This window comes from Curtobacterium sp. NPDC087082, assembly GCF_044745045.1.
Classification (GTDB): Bacteria; Actinomycetota; Actinomycetes; order Actinomycetales; family Microbacteriaceae; genus Curtobacterium.
On sequence record NZ_JBIUZN010000005.1, the window covers coordinates 406,448 to 422,309 of the forward strand.

Here is a 15,862-nt window from a genome sequence, read left to right on the forward strand (position 1 = left end):
GTGCTCTTAGGTCAGTAAGAGAACTTTACTGCACCTGCTGGCGTATGGGAAGTATGTTGCACTGCTGGGAGTGCGCTGGCGTGACCGCTCTTGGCGCCGCGCCCAGAAGCTGGCTGCTCTTATTGCTGCCTTCGCGCGCGAAGTGTCGGGCGTGGTCGACGTCCGTCGGCGGGTCGACGAGAATGAAGGGGCAGGCAGAGAATGCCCGGGTCAGGGGTCAGTTGCGCCTCATGCCAGTCGCGCCAGAGGATAGACGATGTCTTGCTGAAGGATAGGCCGCTTGATCGCCCTGTCGGACTCCGCACCGCTACAGGCTTCGGAGAGTTCTTAAGACAGCCGACCGGATGGAGAGAGGCTCACAGCCAGTCGACTGTGAGCCTCTCTCTCGTTGCGGGCGGTGTGTTCGGCCCGGCACCGTCGGTCAGGAGAAGTACGTCGGCTCTCGCTGTACGTACCCTGCCTCGAGGGCTGCGGCCTCGTCGTCGGAGAGCACCACGTCGAGCGCCGCCACGGCGTCGGCCAGGTGGTGTTCCTTCGTCGCACCGACGATCGGCGCCGCGACGACCGGGTTCCGCAGGACCCAGGCGAGCGCGATCTGCGCCATCGAGACACCACGCGCCTGGGCGATCCGCTCCACCGCGTCGACGACCGACCGGTCCTCCGGGAGCCACAGCGGGCGTCCCTTCGGGTCGGTGTCCGGGTTCGCGCTTCCACGCGTCGTGCTCTTCCGACCCCACGGACGTGCGGTGACACCAGCGGCGAGCGGACTCCACGGGATGCTCGAGACCCCCTCGTCGGCGAGGAGCGGGAACATCTCCCGCTCCTCCTCGCGCATGATGAGCGAGTACTGGTCCTGCATCGACACGAACGGGGTCCACCCGTTCGCTCGGGCGGCCGCCTGCATCTTGGCGAACTGCCACGCCCACATGCTCGACGCACCGATGTAGCGCACCTTGCCCGCCTTGACGACGTCGTGGAGCGCCTCCATCGTCTCCTCGATCGGCGTGTTCGGGTCGAAACGGTGCACCTGGTACAGGTCGACGTAGTCGGTGCCGAGCCGTGTCAGGGACGCATCGATCTGCTCCATCACGGCACGGCGGGACGATCCCGACTCACCGGGTCCGTCGCCCATCCGGTTGAACAGCTTCGTCGCGAGCACGATCGATTCGCGGCGGGTGTACTTCCGGATCGCCTCGCCGACGATCCGCTCCGAGCTGCCGAGCCCGTACACGTTCGCGGTGTCCCAGAAGGTGATCCCGAGGTCGAGCGCCTGCCGGAACAGCGGCTCCGCTGCGTCGGCGTCCAGCGCCCAGCCGACCCCACGCGATCCGTCGCCGAAGCTCATGCACCCGAGGGCGATGCGGCTGATCGTCAGTCCGGAGTTGCCGAGGCGTGTGTACTCCATGTCGTTCTCCTTGGTGGTGGTGCGGAACCGCGTTCGTTCAGAACCCGCCGGCGTCGCGGACGGTGTAGTGCTCGTCGAGCGCGGTGACCTCGTCGGCGGTGAGCTCGATGTCGACCGCGGCGGCGGCGTCGTCGAGGTGGTGCGGCTTGGTGGCGCCGATGATCGGTGCGGTGACGACGGGGTTCTTCAGCACCCAGGCCATCGCGATCTGCGCCATCGGGACCCCGCGGTCCGATGCGATGCGCTGTACCGCGTCGATGACCGGCCGGTCCCGTTCGGTGTCGGCGAAGAAGGTGTTCCCGACGGGGTCGTCCGACGAGCGCTTCGTGCCTTCCCCGGCGGGGCGTGCGACCCGGCCCTTCGCGAGCGGGCTGTAGGGGATGCTCCCGACGCCCTGGTCGGCGAGCAGGCCGAACATCTCCCGCTCCTCCTCGCGGTAGAGCAGGGAGTACTGGTCCTGCATCGACACGAACCGCGTCCACCCGTGCAGGTCGGCTGCGTGCTGCATCTTCGCGAACTGCCACGCCCACATCGCGGATGCGCCGAGGTACCGGACCTTGCCGGCCTTGACGACGTCGTGCAGGGCTTCCATCGTCTCCTCGACGGGCGTCTCCGGGTCGAACCGGTGGATCTGGTAGAGGTCGACGTAGTCGGTCCCGAGGCGGGCGAGCGAGGCGTCGATCTGCTGCATGATCGCCTTGCGGGACAACCCTGCGACGTTCAGGCCGGGCGCGCTGCCGGGGGTGTCGGAGAAGTAGGCCTTGGTCGCCAGCACGATCTCGTCGCGCTTGGTGAAGCGGCGCAACGCCTCGCCGACGATCCGCTCGGAGTCGCCGTACGAGTAGACGTTCGCGGTGTCCCAGAAGGTGATGCCGTGGTCGAGTGCCTGCCGGAAGTACGGCAACGCGTCGTCCTGGGGGAGCGACCACTGGAGGTGTCCGCTGGCGGGGTCGCCGAAGCTCATGCACCCGAGTGCGATGCGGCTGACGCGGAGGCCGGAGTTGCCGAGTCGTGCGTACTGCATGTGGTTCCTTTCGTCGTCGGGCGTCGCCCGATCGAGCCGGTGTGGGTCAGACCTGCGTTGAGGGGCGGAGGAGGATCTCGTTCAGCGCGAGGTGCCGGGGGCGGGACAGCGCGAACGCGATGACCTCGGCGACGTCCTCTGCGGTGACGGTCGCCTGGTCGTACATCTGGTTGACGGACGCGTTCGTCGCCTCGTGCGTGATGTGGGTCGGGAGCTCGGTCGCGACGACGCCCGGCTCGATCAGGGTGACCCGGACGGCGGGCAGGAGCTCCTGGCGCAGGGACTCGGACCACCCGTTCATGCCCCACTTGGTGGCGGCGTACACGCCGTTGCCTGCTCGGGCCGTGCGGCCGGCGACGGAGGAGATGTTGACGATGTCACCGCCGCCGCTGGTGATCTGGTCGAGGAAGACCTCGGTCGCGGTGATCGCTCCGAGCAGGTTGCTCTCGATCATGCGACGGTAGTCGTCCCGCTGGTCGGAGGAGAACGGGCCGAGGAGCATGATCCCGGCGTTGTTCACCAGCACCGACACACCACCCAGTTCGTCCTGCACGCGGGCTGCGGCAGCGACGAGGCTGTCGCGGTCCGTCACGTCGGCGACGATCGCGATCGCGCCCTCGCCCAGTTCGGACGCGAGGGCGTCGATCCGGTCCTGACGACGAGCCAGGAGCGCGACCTCGTAGCCGTCGGCGTGCAGCGCTCGGGCGGTCGCTTCGCCGATGCCGGAGGAAGCGCCGGTGATGACGGCGACGCGGTTGGCGGATTCCGACATGGGGTGCCTTTCGGGTCAGTTCTGGTCGCCGGAGCGAGGAAGCGCGGTCGTTGCGGCGGCGGAACTCGCCGCGAGACTGCCGAGGATCGACAGGCGCTCCTCGGTGGGGGAGCCGACGGCGGCCGTGCACGCGTACATGCTCCAGCCGGGGCTGTCGGGCAGGTCGAAGGCCTCGTAGGCGAACTCGAGGTCGCCGACCTCCGGGTGGTGGATGCGCTTCGTCCCGGTTCGGTGGTACCGGACGTCGTGCGTCGCCCACCGGATGCGGAAGTCGTCGGAGCGGGTGACGAGCTCACCGATGAGGCTGGTGAGCTCCTTGTCGTGCGGACTCCGACCGGCATCGGAACGCAGCGTCGCCACGATGCTGCTGGCGCCCGCTTCCCAGTCGGGGTAGAAGGCGCGGGCCGCGGGATCGAAGAACGAGAAGCGTGCGTTGTTGCCACGGCCGGACGGGCTGTCGAAGAGCGGGGCGAACAGGGCTCGCGCCAGCGGGTTGGTGGCGATGATGTCCATCTGCCGGTTCCGCACCCAGGTCGGCGTCCCGGTGACGGTGTCGAGGAAGCGTTGCAGGCTCGGACGCACCGTGTTGCTGTCGGTTGCGCGCGTTCGGCGCCGGATCGGTGCGGGGGCAGCTCCCCGGGCGAGGTCGAGCAGGTGTTCCGTCTCGGCTTCGTCGAGCTGGAGCGCGCGGGCGAGTGCGTCCAGTACCTCCGCGGAGACCCCGGCGAGGTGGCCGCGCTCCATCTTCGCGAAGTAGTCGACGCTCATCCCGGCGAGCATCGCGACCTCGTCACGGCGCAGCCCCGGAACGCGGCGACGACCACCTCCGATGATCCCCGCCTGCTCCGGCGTGATCCGGGCGCGGCGGGTCCGGAGGAACTCGCTGACCTCTGCCTGGTTGTCCATGGCGGCCACGGTACGGCGAGGGTCGGCCACGGAGGAGTGACTGTCAGTACACGGATAAGCCGTCACTCCCACGCGCAGGCGAAGCGGCGTGTGATGGGTGCATGCAGACAGTGACCCTCAACAACGGCATCGAGATGCCGATCCTCGGCTTCGGCGTGTACCAGGTCGACAACGACGCGACCGAGGCGGCCGTCAGCGCTGCCCTGGACGCCGGCTACCGTCTCCTCGACACCGCAGCGGCGTACGGCAACGAAGAGGCCGTCGGCGCGGCGATCGCGAAGAGCGGCATCCCGCGGGACGAGCTCTTCGTCACCACGAAGCTCTGGATCCAGGACGCTCCCGCTGAGGAGAACACGGCGCGTGCGCTCGACGACTCGCTCCGGAAGCTCGGCCTCGACCACGTCGACCTGTACCTGATCCACCAGCCGTTCGGCGACTACTACGGGCAGTGGCGCGCGATGGAGCAGGCGAACAAGGCCGGCAAGGCCCGTGCGATCGGCGTCTCGAACTTCGCCCCCGACCAGCTGCTCGACCTCATCATCAACAACGAGGTCGTCCCCGCGGTGAACCAGATCGAGACGCACCCGTTCAAGCAGAACACCGACTACCAGGAGCTCATGCGCGGCGAGGGCGTGCAGATCGAGTCGTGGGGCCCCTTCGCCGAGGGCAAGAACGGCCTCTTCACGAACGAGGTCCTCGAGGGCATCGGCAAGGACCACGGCAAGTCCGTCGCGCAGGTCGTCCTCCGCTGGCTCACGCAGCGCGGGGTCGTCGCGATCCCGAAGTCCGTCAACCCGGACCGCATGGCCCAGAACATCGACGTCTTCGACTTCGAGCTCACCGAGGCGCAGATGGCCCAGATCGCGGCGCTGCACACCGGCGAGTCGCAGTTCTTCGACCACCAGGACCCGGAGATGGTGCGCTGGCTCAGCGCCCGTCGCCTGGGCTGAACCCCCTGACGGACTGGCGCGCCCCGCTCAGCGGCGACGCGAAGCGTTGCGCGGGGCGCGCCGACCGAGCCTGCGAGGGAGGACGGTGCCAGCCCGCACCGCGCCTCCCGTCCGGACACCGGAAGGACCGCTGCCGTGACCCGTCCCGTCTTCACGCGTCGCGCACTGATCCGCGGCGCCGGCGCTGCGGCCGTGGCCGCCGCAGCAGCAGTGAGCCTCGCCGCCTGCAGTCCCGACCCCGCCCCGTCGACCACTCCGAGGAGCTCCGTGCCACCGACCGACCGCGACCACCGCATCCTGCTGGCGTGCTTCTCGCGCGCCGGCGAGAACTACTGGAACGGCGGCCGTCGGACACTCGACACCGGGAACACCGAGGTCCTGGCCGACCTGATCCGCGACCGCATCGACTGCGACGTGTTCCGCATCGAGGCGGCCGAACCGTACTCGGACCGCTACGACGACACCGTGCGTCGGAACGTCGAGGAGCAGGACAGCGACGCTCGCCCGCGGATCGCCGGCGACCTGCCGGACCTCGCCGAGTACGACACCGTCCTGCTCGGCAGCCCGATCTGGAACGTGCAGCCGCCGATGATCATGGCGACGTTCGCCGAGGCGGTCGACCTGTCCGACACGTCGCTCCGTCCGTTCGTGTCCTACGCGGTGAGTGGACTCGGGAACACCGCCTCCTTCTACCGTGACCTCCGCACGGGCGCCCGTGTCGGCGACGGCCTGGCTGTCCGCGGCGAAGACGTCCGCGACGGCGGTACCGGGTCCGACGTCGACCGGTGGCTCAGCGCCGCCGGCCTCTCCTGAAAGGCACCACCATGACCGACCAGCACCTCACCGTCCTCGTCGTCGGCGCGACCGGCAGCGTCGGCCGTCACGTCGTCGCGACCGCCCTGGCCGCAGGACACCGGACCCGCGCGCTCGCCCGGACCTCGTACAAGGCCCAGGGACTCGCCCGCGGCGCCGAGGTCGTCATCGGCGACCTGACCGACACCGCCAGCCTGCACGAGGCCGTCGCGGACATCGACGCCGTCGTCTTCACCCACGGCGACAACGGGAACGCCGAAGCGGTCAACTACGGGGCCGTCAAGAACGTCCTCGACGCCCTGCGGGGCCGTCGTGTGCGGATCGCACTGATGACCACGATCGGTGTCACGGCGCTGCGCGACAGCTCCGAGTGGAAGCGCCGCGGTGAACGGCTCGTGCGCGCCAGCGGGAACGAGTACACGATCGTCCGTCCGGGGTGGTTCGACCACAACGACGCCGATCAGCTCCACATCGCCCCGCGTCAGGGCGACACGCACCAGACCGGCACCCCGGCCGACGGCGTCATCGCCCGGCGGCAGATCGCCCGGGTCCTCGTCGATAGCCTCACCAGTCCGGACGCCGAGCACCGGACGTTCGAACTCGTGGCCGATCGAGGGCCGGAACAGCAGGACCTCGGCCCCGTGTTCGCCGCGCTGCCGGCGGACGACCGCGACTCGGTCGACGGTGCCGGTGACGCGGACAACCTGCCGCTCGACCAGGAGCCGCAGCGCGTCGTCGACGACCTCGACCGCGTTCGTCAGCGCGGCACCCGTCGACCCGACCGCCCCTGACCCCGCACCGACGACAGCAACCAGGAGGAGCACCGTGCACATCGAACCCGAGGTCCCGACCAGCAAGAACCCGCTTGAGCGCTTCGCTGGCGACGTGTGGCTCGACCCGATCGCCACCCCGCACGAGGACGGGCAGCACATGACGGTCGCCATGGTCCGTTTCGCCCCAGGGGGCCGGACCGCGTGGCACTCGCACGAGAAGGGGCAGTACCTGCGGGTGACGCAGGGCATCGGCCGGTTCGGTACCCGCACCGGCGGGATCGTCGAGGTCCACCCGGGCCAGACCCTGTACACGCCGCCCGGCGAGGAACACTGGCACGCAGCGGCACCCGGTGTCTTCATGGAGCACATCGCCATGGTGGAGCGCGGCGACGACCCGGCGACGAGCACCACCTGGCTCGAACACATCACCGACGACGAGTACGAGGGACGCATGCTCTAGGATTAGCACGAGCCAATCCTCTTTCGACAGCAGGGAACCATGCGCAACGACGCCGAAGCCACCCCACCCGGCCGCCTCCTCGCCCCCGGCCAGCGCTGCCGGATCCGGATCTGGAACCGTGCCGACCGCAGTGTGACCACCGTGCACGAGTCCGCCGAGCGCCTGTACGAGGCGCCGAACTGGACCGCCGACGGCCGGCTCGTCCTGAACGCCGACGGGGTGCTGTGGACGATGCCGGCCGACGGCTCCGCCGACCCGAGCGCGGTGGACATCCCCGGCGTCCCGCCGCTCAACAACGACCACGTGCTCGATCCCGACGGTGTCACCGTGCACGTCAGCGCGAACGACTTCCACATCTGGAGTGCACCGCTCGCCGGCGGCGCAGCGACCCGGGTCACCGCGGACGACGGCGGGCTGCACTTCCTGCACGGCGTCAGCCCCGACGGTTCCGAACTCGCGTACGTGCACCTCGATCCGTCCGGTGACGCCGTGTGGTCGTCGGGGACGATCCGGGTGATGGCCGCCGACGGCAGCGCCGACCGCGCGGTGACGACCGAGCCCGCTGCCGCGGACGGCCCGGAGTGGACCCCGGACGGCAGGTGGATCCTGTTCAACACCGAACGGTTCGAGGACGCTCCCGGCCACGCGCAGATCGCACGGGTCCGGCCGGACGGCTCCGGCATCGAGCAGCTCACCGTCGACGAGCACGTCAACTGGTTCCCGCACCCGGCGCCGACCGACGACGCCGCCGTCTACCTGTCGTTCCCACCCGGCACCGAGGGACACCCGGCGGACAAGCCGGTCCGGCTGCGCCTCGTCACCGGTGCCGGACCCGTCAGCACCTGGGGCCCCGAGGTCTGGCAGGCAGCCGAGACCGTCGTCGAGCTCGACGGCGGACAGGGCACCCTCAACGTCAACGGGTGGGCTCCCGACGGGTCCGCCTTCGCCTTCGTCGACTACCCCATCGGAGATGCCGCGTGATCGTCCACACCGTCTGCTTCACGCTCGTCCACGAGCCCGACTCCGCCGGCGAGGCCGCGTTCCTCGCCGCGGCGCGAGCCACCCTGCCGGCGATCCCCGGCGTGCGCGACTTCACGGTGTCGCGGCAGGTGTCGGAGCAGAGTGACTTCCGCTTCCAGTTCTCGATGGCGTTCGCCGACCAGGACGCCTACGCGGCGTACGACGCCCACCCGGCGCACCAGGGGTTCGTCGCCACGCGCTGGGCGGACGAGGTCGCGTCGTTCCAGGAGTTCGACTTCGTCCCGCTCCCGGCGTGAGCACATGACGGGAGGCGCGGGGGCCGCGGGGCCCCCGCCGCCCCGCCCCCCCCCGGGGGGGGGCCGGGGGGGGGGGGGGGGGGGCCCGCGGCCCCCGCGCCTCCCGTCCGTCACTCGGTGACGGCCACCGCTACTGGTTGCTGAAGGCGGCGTCGAACGCGGCCTCCGGCTGCGGCCAGAGCAGCGACCGGATGTGCCCGACCGCTTCGGCGGCGCCGTGCAGGCGGTCCATGCCGGCGTCCTCCCACTCGATCGAGATCGGCCCGGTGTACCCGATGTGCCGCAGGGCGCGGAAGGCGTCCTCCCACGGGATGTCCCCGTGCCCGGTCGACACGAAGTCCCAGCCGCGGCGCGGGTCGCCCCACGGCAGGTGCGATCCGAGGATGCCCTGGCGGCCGGACGCCGGACGGATCCGGGTGTCCTTGCAGTCGACGTGGTGGATGCGGTCCGCGAAGTCGGTGATGAACCCGACGGTGTCGATGCCCTGCCACGCCATGTGCGACGGGTCCCAGTTGAAGCCGAACGCGTCGCGGTGGTCGATGGCCTCGAGGGCGCGGACGCTCGTCCAGTGGTCGTAGGCGATCTCGGACGGGTGGACCTCGTGGGCGAACCGGACGCCCTCGCCGTCGAAGACGTCGAGGATCGGGTTCCACCGGTCCGCGAAGTCCTGGTAGCCGGCGTCGATGACGTCCTGGCCGACCGGCGGGAACATCGCGATGTACTGCCAGATGCTCGACCCGGTGAACCCGACGACGGTGTCCACGCCCATCTTCCGGGCGACCCGGGCCGCGCGCTGCATGTCGGCGGCCGCGCGATGCCGGACGCCCTCGCCGTCGCCGTCGCCCCAGATCGCCGGGCGGACGATGGCTTGGTGGCGGAAGTCGATCGGGTCGTCGCACACGGCCTGCCCGGCGAGGTGGTTCGAGATCGCCCAGACGCCCAAGCCGTGCCGGTCGAGGACCTCCAGGCGCGAGCGCAGGTAGGCGTCGTCCTCGTCGGCGCGCGTGAGGTCGAGGTGGTCACCCGAGGCGGCGATCTCGAGGCCGTCGTACCCCCACTCGGCGGCGAGGCGTGCGACCTCCTCGAAGGGCAGGTCGGCCCACTGTCCGGTGAACAGGGTGACCGGGTTGGTCGTGGTCGTCATCGTGTCTCCGTTCCGGTGCTGATGCCGGTCCACCGGCCGGTCGTGGCGCTGCGCAGCACGGCGTCGACGACCTCGAGCGAGCGGACGCCGTCCTCGACCGTCGGCAGTCCCTCAGGGGTCTCGCCGCGGACGGCCGCGTAGGTGTCGGCGCAGAACGCGGCGAACGCGTCCGTCCACCCCTGCGGGTGCCCGGCCGGTGTCCGGTTGAGGCGTGCCTGGTCGGCGGAGACGGACCCCTCGGCACGGTGCACGGTCGTGGAGCCGTCCTCGCCGCCGAACCACACCGACTCGGGCCGCTCCTGGTCGAACACCCCGGAGCCGGTCGTGCCGTCGACCTCGATCCACAGGCGGTTCTTCCGGCCGGCGGCGACCTGCGACACCACGGCGTTGGCGAGCGAGCCGTCGGCGCCGGCGAAGCTGACGACGGCGGTGTCCTCGGTGCGGACGGGGACGGTGGCCGCGGCGGTGCCGTCCGGTCCGCCGAACGACGCGCCGGCCGTGGACGGGTCCGGACGTTCGGCGTAGGCGATCGAGGTGCGGGCCGTGAGCTCCGCGAACCGGGTCCCGGTGACGAACTCGGCCAGGTCCGTCCAGTGCGTTCCGATGTCCGCGAACGCCCGCGAGGCGCCGCCCCGGGCCGGGTCGACCCGCCAGGTCGACGCCGTGGGTGCGACCATCCAGTCCTGCAGGTACGACCCGTGCACGGTGAGCACGCGGCCGAGCGTCCCGGCGGCGATCCGGGCGCGGAGCTCGCGGACCATCGGGTGGTAGCGGTACACGTACGGGACCGTGCTCACGGTGCCGGCGACGCGGACGGCATCGGCGAGTCGACGCGCCTCGGGCAGGGTGGTCGCGACGGGCTTCTCGACGACCGTGTGCAGCCCGGCAGCGGTCAGCGTGACGGCGTAGTCGACGTGGGTGTCGTTCGGCGTGCACACGTGCACGACGTCGGGGCCGTCGGCGACCAGGTCGTCGAGCGACGCGTACCCGGTCGGCACGCCCCACTGCTCGGCGACCTCCCGCGACCGCGCTGCCGACGACCCGAGCAGGCCGACGACGACCGCCCCGGCGTCCCGCGCAGCCCGGACGTGTGCGGCCGCGATCATGCCCGATCCGATCACCGCGACGCGCAGTGCCGTCACCGGCGCCCCTCGAGGAACGCCCGGATCCCGGCGACGACGAGTTCGTGGTCCTCCATCGAGGACAGGCCGGAGGCGGTCGCGGCCGCGACGACCCCGACGCCGCGGACCCGGATCGGGAACGAGCCACCGGTCACGGCGTAGTCCGAGCCGAGCCAGCCGATCGCGGCGGGGTCGACCCCGGCGGCGGACAGTCGGGCGTCGACCAGCGCGCTCGAGGCCTCCATCCGGAGCACCACCGCGGCCTTCCGGTCGATCCAGACGTCCTGGTCGGGGGTGATCCCGGGCAGTGCCGCGCGGAAGAGACGGAGTCCCGGGCGCCGGATGTCGATGCCGACACCGTGTCCGGCGTCGGCGGCGATCCCGCGGAGGACCAGGCCGAGCTCCCAGGCGTCGTCGTGGGTGAACGTGTCGAGCACGAGCTCGCGCTCCTGCTGTTCGAGGGTGGTGATGAGGTCGGACATCGTCGTCTCCTGCTCAGCCCGCGGCGATCTGCGCGCGGGCGGTGTCGATGGTCTCGAGGATCGAGATCGTCTCGTCGAGGGTGTGCAGCGGGGACTCCGTACGACCCTCGCCGACGAAGCGTGCCAGCGCGGTGGCCTCCCACGCCAGGGCGGCGAAGCCCCGGAGCGGTGTCGGGTCCTCCCAGTGCTGCACGGGCGAGCCGTGTGCGGCGGCCGAGATGGTGAAGATCGTGGGGTTGTAGAAGGGTCCGGCGAAGTCGATGGTGCCGGCGGTTCCGGCGATCGACGCGGTCGTGGGCGTCCGGGCGGCGATGGTCGTGTGGAGCAGCGCCTGCGCCTGGTCCGCGTACTCCAGCACGAGGGAGCCGGAGGCGTCGACGCCGGACTCGGTCATCGCCCCGCGCGCCGTGACCCGCGTCGGAGCGCCGAGCACCGTGGACGCGAACTGCACCGCGTAGATGCCGAGGTCGAGCAGGGCGCCGCCGCCGAGCTCGGGGCGGAACAGCCGGTGGTCCGGGCCGAAGGGGATCGCCTGGCCGTGGTCGGCGAGGACGCTGCGGACCTCGCCCAGGGCGCCGTCGGCGAGCAGGGTGCGGAGGACGGACGCCTGGGGGAGGTACCGGCTCCACATCCCCTCCATCGCGAGGACCCCGGCGGCGCGGGCGGCGTCGGCGACCTGGCGAGCCTCGGCGGCGGTGACGGTGAACGGCTTCTCGACGAGGACGTGCTTGCCGGCGGCGATCGCTGCGAGCGCCGTCGAGGCGTGGTCGCTCTGCGGCGTCGCGATGTACACGACGTCGACGTCGGGGCGTGCGAGCAGCTCGTCGACGCTGCCGAGGGCGGTCTCGATCCCGTGCTCGGTGGCGAACGCGGTCGCGCGGTCGAGCGAGCGCGAGGCCACCGCGACCAGGCGCTGCGCGGTGTGGGACCGGATCGCGGTGGCGAACTCGCCCGCGATCCACCCGGGGCCGACGATGCCCCATCGCAGGACGGGCTCGCCCGAGCCGGTGGTGAAGAGGTCGGGTTCTGGCAGGACCGTGGGGATCATCGTGCTCCAGTGCTCGCGTTGCCGTGGATCTCCGACGAGTGGTGGCAATCTCGTTTGGCACGAGATAACATCGCCGTCGTCGTCAGGTTAGCACGAGCCAAACCCGATCACCGATGATCGGGTTCCGACCGGACGACGTGGACACGACCCAAGGAGGAGTCGCATGTCGACACGGCTGCCGGCCCACCCGTTCACCACCGCCACCCCGACCCAGAACGTCAGCGCCTGGTACCTGACCGCGCTCGGACTCGCCCAGTTCGGCATCTACGTGGCGATCCTGTCGCCGGTCTTCGTGAGCATGCAGCTCAAGGCGCAGGCGCTCGACCCCGCCGATCCGGCGTCCGTCATCGGCGTCGCGCTCCCGCTCGGCTCCCTCGGCGCGATCATCGGCAACCCGCTGTTCGGCGCGCTCAGCGACCGGACGCGCACGCGCTGGGGTCGCCGCCGGCCGTGGCTGCTCGCGGGCATCCTGGTGCTGCTCGGCGGCCTCACGATGGTCGCGTTCTCACCGAACGTCGGCGCGCTGACCGTCGCGTGGCTCATCTGTCAGCTCGGGTCGAACGCCGCGTTCTCCGCGATGATGGCGAGCTGGGCGGACAACGTCCCCGAGCTGCAGCGCGGCCGTGCCGCGAGCGTCATCGGCTTCGCCCAGAACGTCGCGATCCTGGCAGGCACCTACGCGGCGGTGCTGCTCGTGCAGAACCTGCCGCTGCTGTTCATCCTGCCCGGTGTCCTGGGGGTGCTCTGCGTCGTCGTGTACGTCTTCGTCACGCCCGACCGCCTCCCCGAGACCCGTCCGAAGCCGTTCTCGTGGCTGACCATCCTGCGGACGTTCTGGACGAACCCGATCAAGCACCCCGACTACGGCATGGCCTGGTGGTCCCGCTTCCTCATCACGCTCGCGACGTTCCTGTTCACGACGTTCCGCCTGTTCTACATGGAAGACCACATCGGACTCACCACGGCGCGGGCCACGTCGGCGATCGCACTCGGCGTGCTGCTCTACACGATCGCGCTGCTCGTGGGGACGGTGTTCTCCGGCTGGGCGTCGGACCGGCTGCGGCGCCGGAAGGTGTTCGTCGCGGGCTCCACGGTGCTGTTCGGGGTCGGCCTCGTCGTCCTCGTCTTCGCGAACGACATCGCGCACTTCTACGCCGCCGAGGTCGTCATGGGCTTCGCCTACGGCATCTACGTCGCCGTCGACAGCGCGCTGGTCGTCGACGTCCTGCCCGAACCGGACAAGCCCGGCAAGGACCTCGGTGTGATGAACATCGCGAACTCGCTCCCGCAGTCGATCGCACCCGGCCTCGGGGCACTGCTCCTCGGGGTCGGCGCCGGCGACAACTACGAGGTGCTGCTGTGGGTCGCCGGGATCGTCGCGCTCGTCGGCGCGGCCGTGGTCCTGCCCATCCGCAGCGTGCGCTGAGTCCAGCGGGACCTCGTCAGGGACGGGAGGCGCGGTGCGGGCCCGCACCGCGCCTCCCGTCCGTCAGGCGCTCGCGGCAGGACCCGTCGACTCGCGCACCACGAACCCGGTGGGCGTCGCGACGCGACGGCGCGCGCCGCCGTCGCCGTCGGTCCGGTCCACGACGGCCGAGAGCGCCGCGTCCACGGTCGCCTCGACGTCCTGGTGCACCGAGGTCAGCCGGTGGTAGCTGAGCGACGCGAGGTAGCTGTCGTCGAACCCGACCACCGACACCCGGCCGGGGACCTCGACGCCCTGCTGCGCGAACACGGCGAGGAGCCCGGTGGCGCACTGGTCGCCGCAGCAGACGACGGCGGTCGGCAACGACTCGCGCGCGACGAGCGAGCGGGCGGCCGCGGCACCGCCCTCCTCGCTGAAGCCGGACGGGACGACGTCGACCTCGTCGTCGAGGCCGCAGGCCGCCATCGCGCCGCGGTAGGCGGTGGCGCGGTCCCGGCCGACCAGTCCGTCCTCGCCGCCGACGTAGGCGATCCGGCGGTGGCCGAGGCCGACCAGGTGCTCGACGGCCGCGCGGAGTCCGCCGGCCTCGTCGACGTGCACGTTGTCGGCGTACGGCGCGTCCGTCCACTCGCCGAGCAGGACGACGGGCACCAGGCGGCTCGCGTCCTCGAGCGCGGTCGTGCCGGGGTCCGGGTTGAACACGACGAGCGCCTCGACACGCTCGCCGAGCAGGTCGGCCACGACCTCGTCCGTCGAGCGGTCCGCACCCGCGGGGCCGAGCGCGACGCCGAACCCTTGCTCGGCGGCGCGGGCGAAGAGCCGCTCCACGAACCGGACCTGGAAGGGGTTCCGCATGCTGAACACGGCGCCGATGAGCCGGGTCCGCCCCTCGCGCAGGAGGCGAGCGGAGGTGTGCGGCCGGTACCCGAGCTCGGCGGCCGCGGCGAGGATCCGTTCGCGGGACTCGGCACTCGGCCCCGGCGCTCCCCGGAGCACGAGCGACACGAGCTGCCGGGACATGCCGACGTGCTCGGCGACGTCGCGCATCGTCGGGAGGCGCCCCGTTCCGTGCGGGCGCCGCTCGGGGCCGTCGGTCTCCGTCGTCACGCTGCGATCCTCCCACGAGCGCCCCGCCGGCACGTCGCGGGCCGCGCTCGGCGTGGCACCTGCTCGTGACGCGTCACGACGAGGTCCGGACCGGTGACGGGTCGCAGCCGTCCGGAGGGGGAGGGGTGACGGTCCCGATGCCGTCGGGGACGAACCGGCGAGCGGCGTTCACACCGTCCCGGTCGTGTCCGTCGTCGCGCCGGCCGCAGCGGCGCTCTCGCTCGCGGCGATGCTCCCGAGCAGCCGGACGCGCTCATCGCTGGGTGATCCGGGCACGGTCGTGTACCCGTACATCGTCCATCCCGGGCTGTCCGGCAGCTGCATCGCTTCGAAGGCCACCTCGACGTCGCCGACCTCGGGATGGTGCAGTCGCTTCGTGCCGGATCGGTGGAAGTGGACGTCGTGCGCGGCCCAGCGGCGGCGGAAGTCGTCGCTGCGCGTGACGAGCTCGCCGATGAGGTCCGTCAGGTCACGATCGTGCGGGTTCTTGCCGGCGTGGCTGCGCATCGAGGCGACGAGGCTGGAAGCGCCCTGCTCCCAGTCGACGTAGAAGTTCCGCGACGCCGGGTTCAGGAACGTGAAGCGGGCGTTGTTGCCCTGGTTCGCGGGGTCGTCGAGGAGCGGGGAGAGCAGCGCGCGGCCGAGTGCGTTCGTCGCGACGACGTCGGTGCGGCGGTCCTGGACGATGGTCGGCGTGCCGGTGATCGTGTCGAGGAAGCGCTGCAGGCTCGGGCGGACGACGTGGTCGGTCGACTTCGGCGTGCGTCGTCGCACCGGGCCGGGGGAGTCCCCACGGGCGAGGTCGAGCAGGTGGTCGGTCTCGGCCTCGTCGAGCTGCAGTGCGCGGGCCAGGGCGTCGAGGACCTCGGCGGAGACCCCGGCCAGGTGGCCACGCTCCATCTTCGCGTAGTAGTCGGAGCTGACCCCGGCGAGCATCGCCAGCTCTTCACGTCGGAGCCCGGGCACACGTCGACGGCCGCCACCGATGATGCCTGCGCGCTCCGGGGTGATCCGGGCACGCCGACTCTGCAGGAAGTCGCTGATCTCGATGCTGTGCCGGGAGCCGTCACTCGCGGGGCCGTGGTGCTGGTCCATCCCACCACGCTACGCGCCTGCGACGGTGGGAAGGAGGGACCGCTGGTACAGGGAAAGCC

17 protein-coding genes are annotated in these 15,862 nt (G+C 71.3%); 7 read left to right on the top strand and 10 right to left on the bottom strand.

Annotated elements, in window-relative coordinates; translation table 11 throughout:
- Positions 1 to 421: 421 nt before the first annotated feature.
- From ACIPEP_RS15505 to ACIPEP_RS15520, 4 genes are read right to left on the bottom strand one after another with little or no spacing between them, the layout of a single operon-like run.
- A complete protein-coding gene (locus ACIPEP_RS15505; protein ID WP_092383918.1) occupies positions 422 to 1,405 on the bottom strand; it encodes an aldo/keto reductase in 984 nt (327 codons plus the stop codon).
- Positions 1,406 to 1,442: 37 nt separating this feature from the next.
- Positions 1,443 to 2,429 carry an aldo/keto reductase gene (locus ACIPEP_RS15510; protein ID WP_402717752.1) on the bottom strand — a complete coding sequence of 329 codons (987 nt, stop codon included), beginning with the start codon at positions 2,427 to 2,429 and terminating at the stop codon, positions 1,443 to 1,445.
- Between the two features lie 46 nt (positions 2,430 to 2,475).
- On the bottom strand, positions 2,476 to 3,201 hold the full coding sequence (locus ACIPEP_RS15515; protein ID WP_402717753.1) for an SDR family oxidoreductase: 726 nt from the start codon (positions 3,199 to 3,201) through the stop codon (positions 2,476 to 2,478).
- Between the two features lie 15 nt (positions 3,202 to 3,216).
- Positions 3,217 to 4,107 carry a helix-turn-helix transcriptional regulator gene (locus tag ACIPEP_RS15520; RefSeq protein ID WP_402717754.1) on the bottom strand — a complete coding sequence of 297 codons (891 nt, stop codon included), beginning with the start codon at positions 4,105 to 4,107 and terminating at the stop codon, positions 3,217 to 3,219.
- Positions 4,108 to 4,208: 101 nt separating this feature from the next.
- Here ACIPEP_RS15520 and ACIPEP_RS15525 point away from each other — a divergent pair, with 101 nt between their 5' ends.
- The 6 genes from ACIPEP_RS15525 (at position 4,209) to ACIPEP_RS15550 (ending at position 8,380) form a co-directional block, all read left to right on the top strand.
- On the top strand, positions 4,209 to 5,057 hold the full coding sequence (locus ACIPEP_RS15525) for an aldo/keto reductase (RefSeq protein WP_092383910.1): 849 nt from the start codon (positions 4,209 to 4,211) through the stop codon (positions 5,055 to 5,057).
- A gap of 135 nt (positions 5,058 to 5,192) precedes the next feature.
- The gene (locus ACIPEP_RS15530; protein WP_402717755.1) at positions 5,193 to 5,870 is read left to right on the top strand and encodes a flavodoxin; all 678 of its coding nucleotides are present in this window, start codon (positions 5,193 to 5,195) and stop codon (positions 5,868 to 5,870) included.
- Between the two features lie 11 nt (positions 5,871 to 5,881).
- A complete protein-coding gene (locus ACIPEP_RS15535) occupies positions 5,882 to 6,661 on the top strand; it encodes an SDR family oxidoreductase (protein WP_402717756.1) in 780 nt (259 codons plus the stop codon).
- 34 nt (positions 6,662 to 6,695) lie between these two features.
- A complete protein-coding gene (locus ACIPEP_RS15540; protein ID WP_402717757.1) occupies positions 6,696 to 7,103 on the top strand; it encodes a cupin domain-containing protein in 408 nt (135 codons plus the stop codon).
- 39 nt (positions 7,104 to 7,142) lie between these two features.
- Positions 7,143 to 8,084, top strand: coding sequence for a TolB family protein (locus tag ACIPEP_RS15545; protein WP_402717758.1), 942 nt, complete (start codon positions 7,143 to 7,145; stop codon positions 8,082 to 8,084).
- Positions 8,081 to 8,380, top strand: a complete 300-nt coding sequence (locus ACIPEP_RS15550) for a Dabb family protein (protein WP_336697903.1) — start codon at positions 8,081 to 8,083, stop codon at positions 8,378 to 8,380. The genes ACIPEP_RS15545 and ACIPEP_RS15550 overlap by 4 nt, the downstream gene beginning before the upstream one ends.
- A 130-nt stretch (positions 8,381 to 8,510) precedes the next feature.
- Here the strand turns inward: ACIPEP_RS15550 and ACIPEP_RS15555 are convergent, their stop codons facing one another.
- The 4 genes from ACIPEP_RS15555 to ACIPEP_RS15570 are packed head-to-tail and all read right to left on the bottom strand — an operon-like array spanning position 8,511 to position 12,175.
- Positions 8,511 to 9,524 (bottom strand): sugar phosphate isomerase/epimerase family protein, encoded by a 1,014-nt coding sequence (locus ACIPEP_RS15555; protein ID WP_402717759.1) that lies wholly within the window; start codon positions 9,522 to 9,524, stop codon positions 8,511 to 8,513.
- Positions 9,521 to 10,666: a Gfo/Idh/MocA family protein gene (locus tag ACIPEP_RS15560; protein WP_402717760.1), complete on the bottom strand. Its 1,146-nt coding sequence runs from the start codon at positions 10,664 to 10,666 to the stop codon at positions 9,521 to 9,523. Before ACIPEP_RS15560 ends, ACIPEP_RS15555 begins: the two co-directional genes overlap by 4 nt.
- Complete coding sequence (locus ACIPEP_RS15565) at positions 10,663 to 11,127, bottom strand: heme-degrading domain-containing protein (protein ID WP_092383896.1); 465 nt, start codon at positions 11,125 to 11,127, stop codon at positions 10,663 to 10,665. The genes ACIPEP_RS15560 and ACIPEP_RS15565 overlap by 4 nt, the downstream gene beginning before the upstream one ends.
- Positions 11,128 to 11,140: 13 nt before the next feature.
- On the bottom strand, positions 11,141 to 12,175 hold the full coding sequence (locus ACIPEP_RS15570) for a Gfo/Idh/MocA family protein (RefSeq protein WP_402717761.1): 1,035 nt from the start codon (positions 12,173 to 12,175) through the stop codon (positions 11,141 to 11,143).
- A gap of 163 nt (positions 12,176 to 12,338) precedes the next feature.
- Here ACIPEP_RS15570 and ACIPEP_RS15575 point away from each other — a divergent pair, with 163 nt between their 5' ends.
- A complete protein-coding gene (locus tag ACIPEP_RS15575) occupies positions 12,339 to 13,601 on the top strand; it encodes an MFS transporter (RefSeq protein WP_336697907.1) in 1,263 nt (420 codons plus the stop codon).
- Between the two features lie 63 nt (positions 13,602 to 13,664).
- Here the strand turns inward: ACIPEP_RS15575 and ACIPEP_RS15580 are convergent, their stop codons facing one another.
- Together ACIPEP_RS15580 and ACIPEP_RS15585 are read right to left on the bottom strand one after the other, a co-directional pair.
- A complete protein-coding gene (locus ACIPEP_RS15580; protein ID WP_402717762.1) occupies positions 13,665 to 14,708 on the bottom strand; it encodes a LacI family DNA-binding transcriptional regulator in 1,044 nt (347 codons plus the stop codon).
- Between the two features lie 168 nt (positions 14,709 to 14,876).
- Positions 14,877 to 15,803, bottom strand: coding sequence for a helix-turn-helix domain-containing protein (locus tag ACIPEP_RS15585; protein WP_402717763.1), 927 nt, complete (start codon positions 15,801 to 15,803; stop codon positions 14,877 to 14,879).
- Positions 15,804 to 15,862: the final 59 nt, after the last annotated feature.

Excerpts from the sequence above, each read along its gene's own strand:
- ACIPEP_RS15505 (WP_092383918.1), bottom strand. The coding sequence starts at position 1,405 with ATGGAGTACACACGCCTCGGCAACTCCGGACTGACGATCAGCCGCATC.
- ACIPEP_RS15510 (WP_402717752.1), bottom strand. The coding sequence starts at position 2,429 with ATGCAGTACGCACGACTCGGCAACTCCGGCCTCCGCGTCAGCCGCATC.
- ACIPEP_RS15515 (WP_402717753.1), bottom strand. The coding sequence starts at position 3,201 with ATGTCGGAATCCGCCAACCGCGTCGCCGTCATCACCGGCGCTTCCTCC.
- ACIPEP_RS15520 (WP_402717754.1), bottom strand. The coding sequence starts at position 4,107 with ATGGACAACCAGGCAGAGGTCAGCGAGTTCCTCCGGACCCGCCGCGCC.
- ACIPEP_RS15525 (WP_092383910.1), top strand. The coding sequence starts at position 4,209 with ATGCAGACAGTGACCCTCAACAACGGCATCGAGATGCCGATCCTCGGC.
- ACIPEP_RS15535 (WP_402717756.1), top strand. The coding sequence starts at position 5,882 with ATGACCGACCAGCACCTCACCGTCCTCGTCGTCGGCGCGACCGGCAGC.
- ACIPEP_RS15545 (WP_402717758.1), top strand. The coding sequence starts at position 7,143 with ATGCGCAACGACGCCGAAGCCACCCCACCCGGCCGCCTCCTCGCCCCC.
- ACIPEP_RS15555 (WP_402717759.1), bottom strand. The coding sequence starts at position 9,524 with ATGACGACCACGACCAACCCGGTCACCCTGTTCACCGGACAGTGGGCC.
- ACIPEP_RS15565 (WP_092383896.1), bottom strand. The coding sequence starts at position 11,127 with ATGTCCGACCTCATCACCACCCTCGAACAGCAGGAGCGCGAGCTCGTG.
- ACIPEP_RS15570 (WP_402717761.1), bottom strand. The coding sequence starts at position 12,175 with ATGATCCCCACGGTCCTGCCAGAACCCGACCTCTTCACCACCGGCTCG.
- ACIPEP_RS15575 (WP_336697907.1), top strand. The coding sequence starts at position 12,339 with ATGTCGACACGGCTGCCGGCCCACCCGTTCACCACCGCCACCCCGACC.
- ACIPEP_RS15585 (WP_402717763.1), bottom strand. The coding sequence starts at position 15,803 with ATGGACCAGCACCACGGCCCCGCGAGTGACGGCTCCCGGCACAGCATC.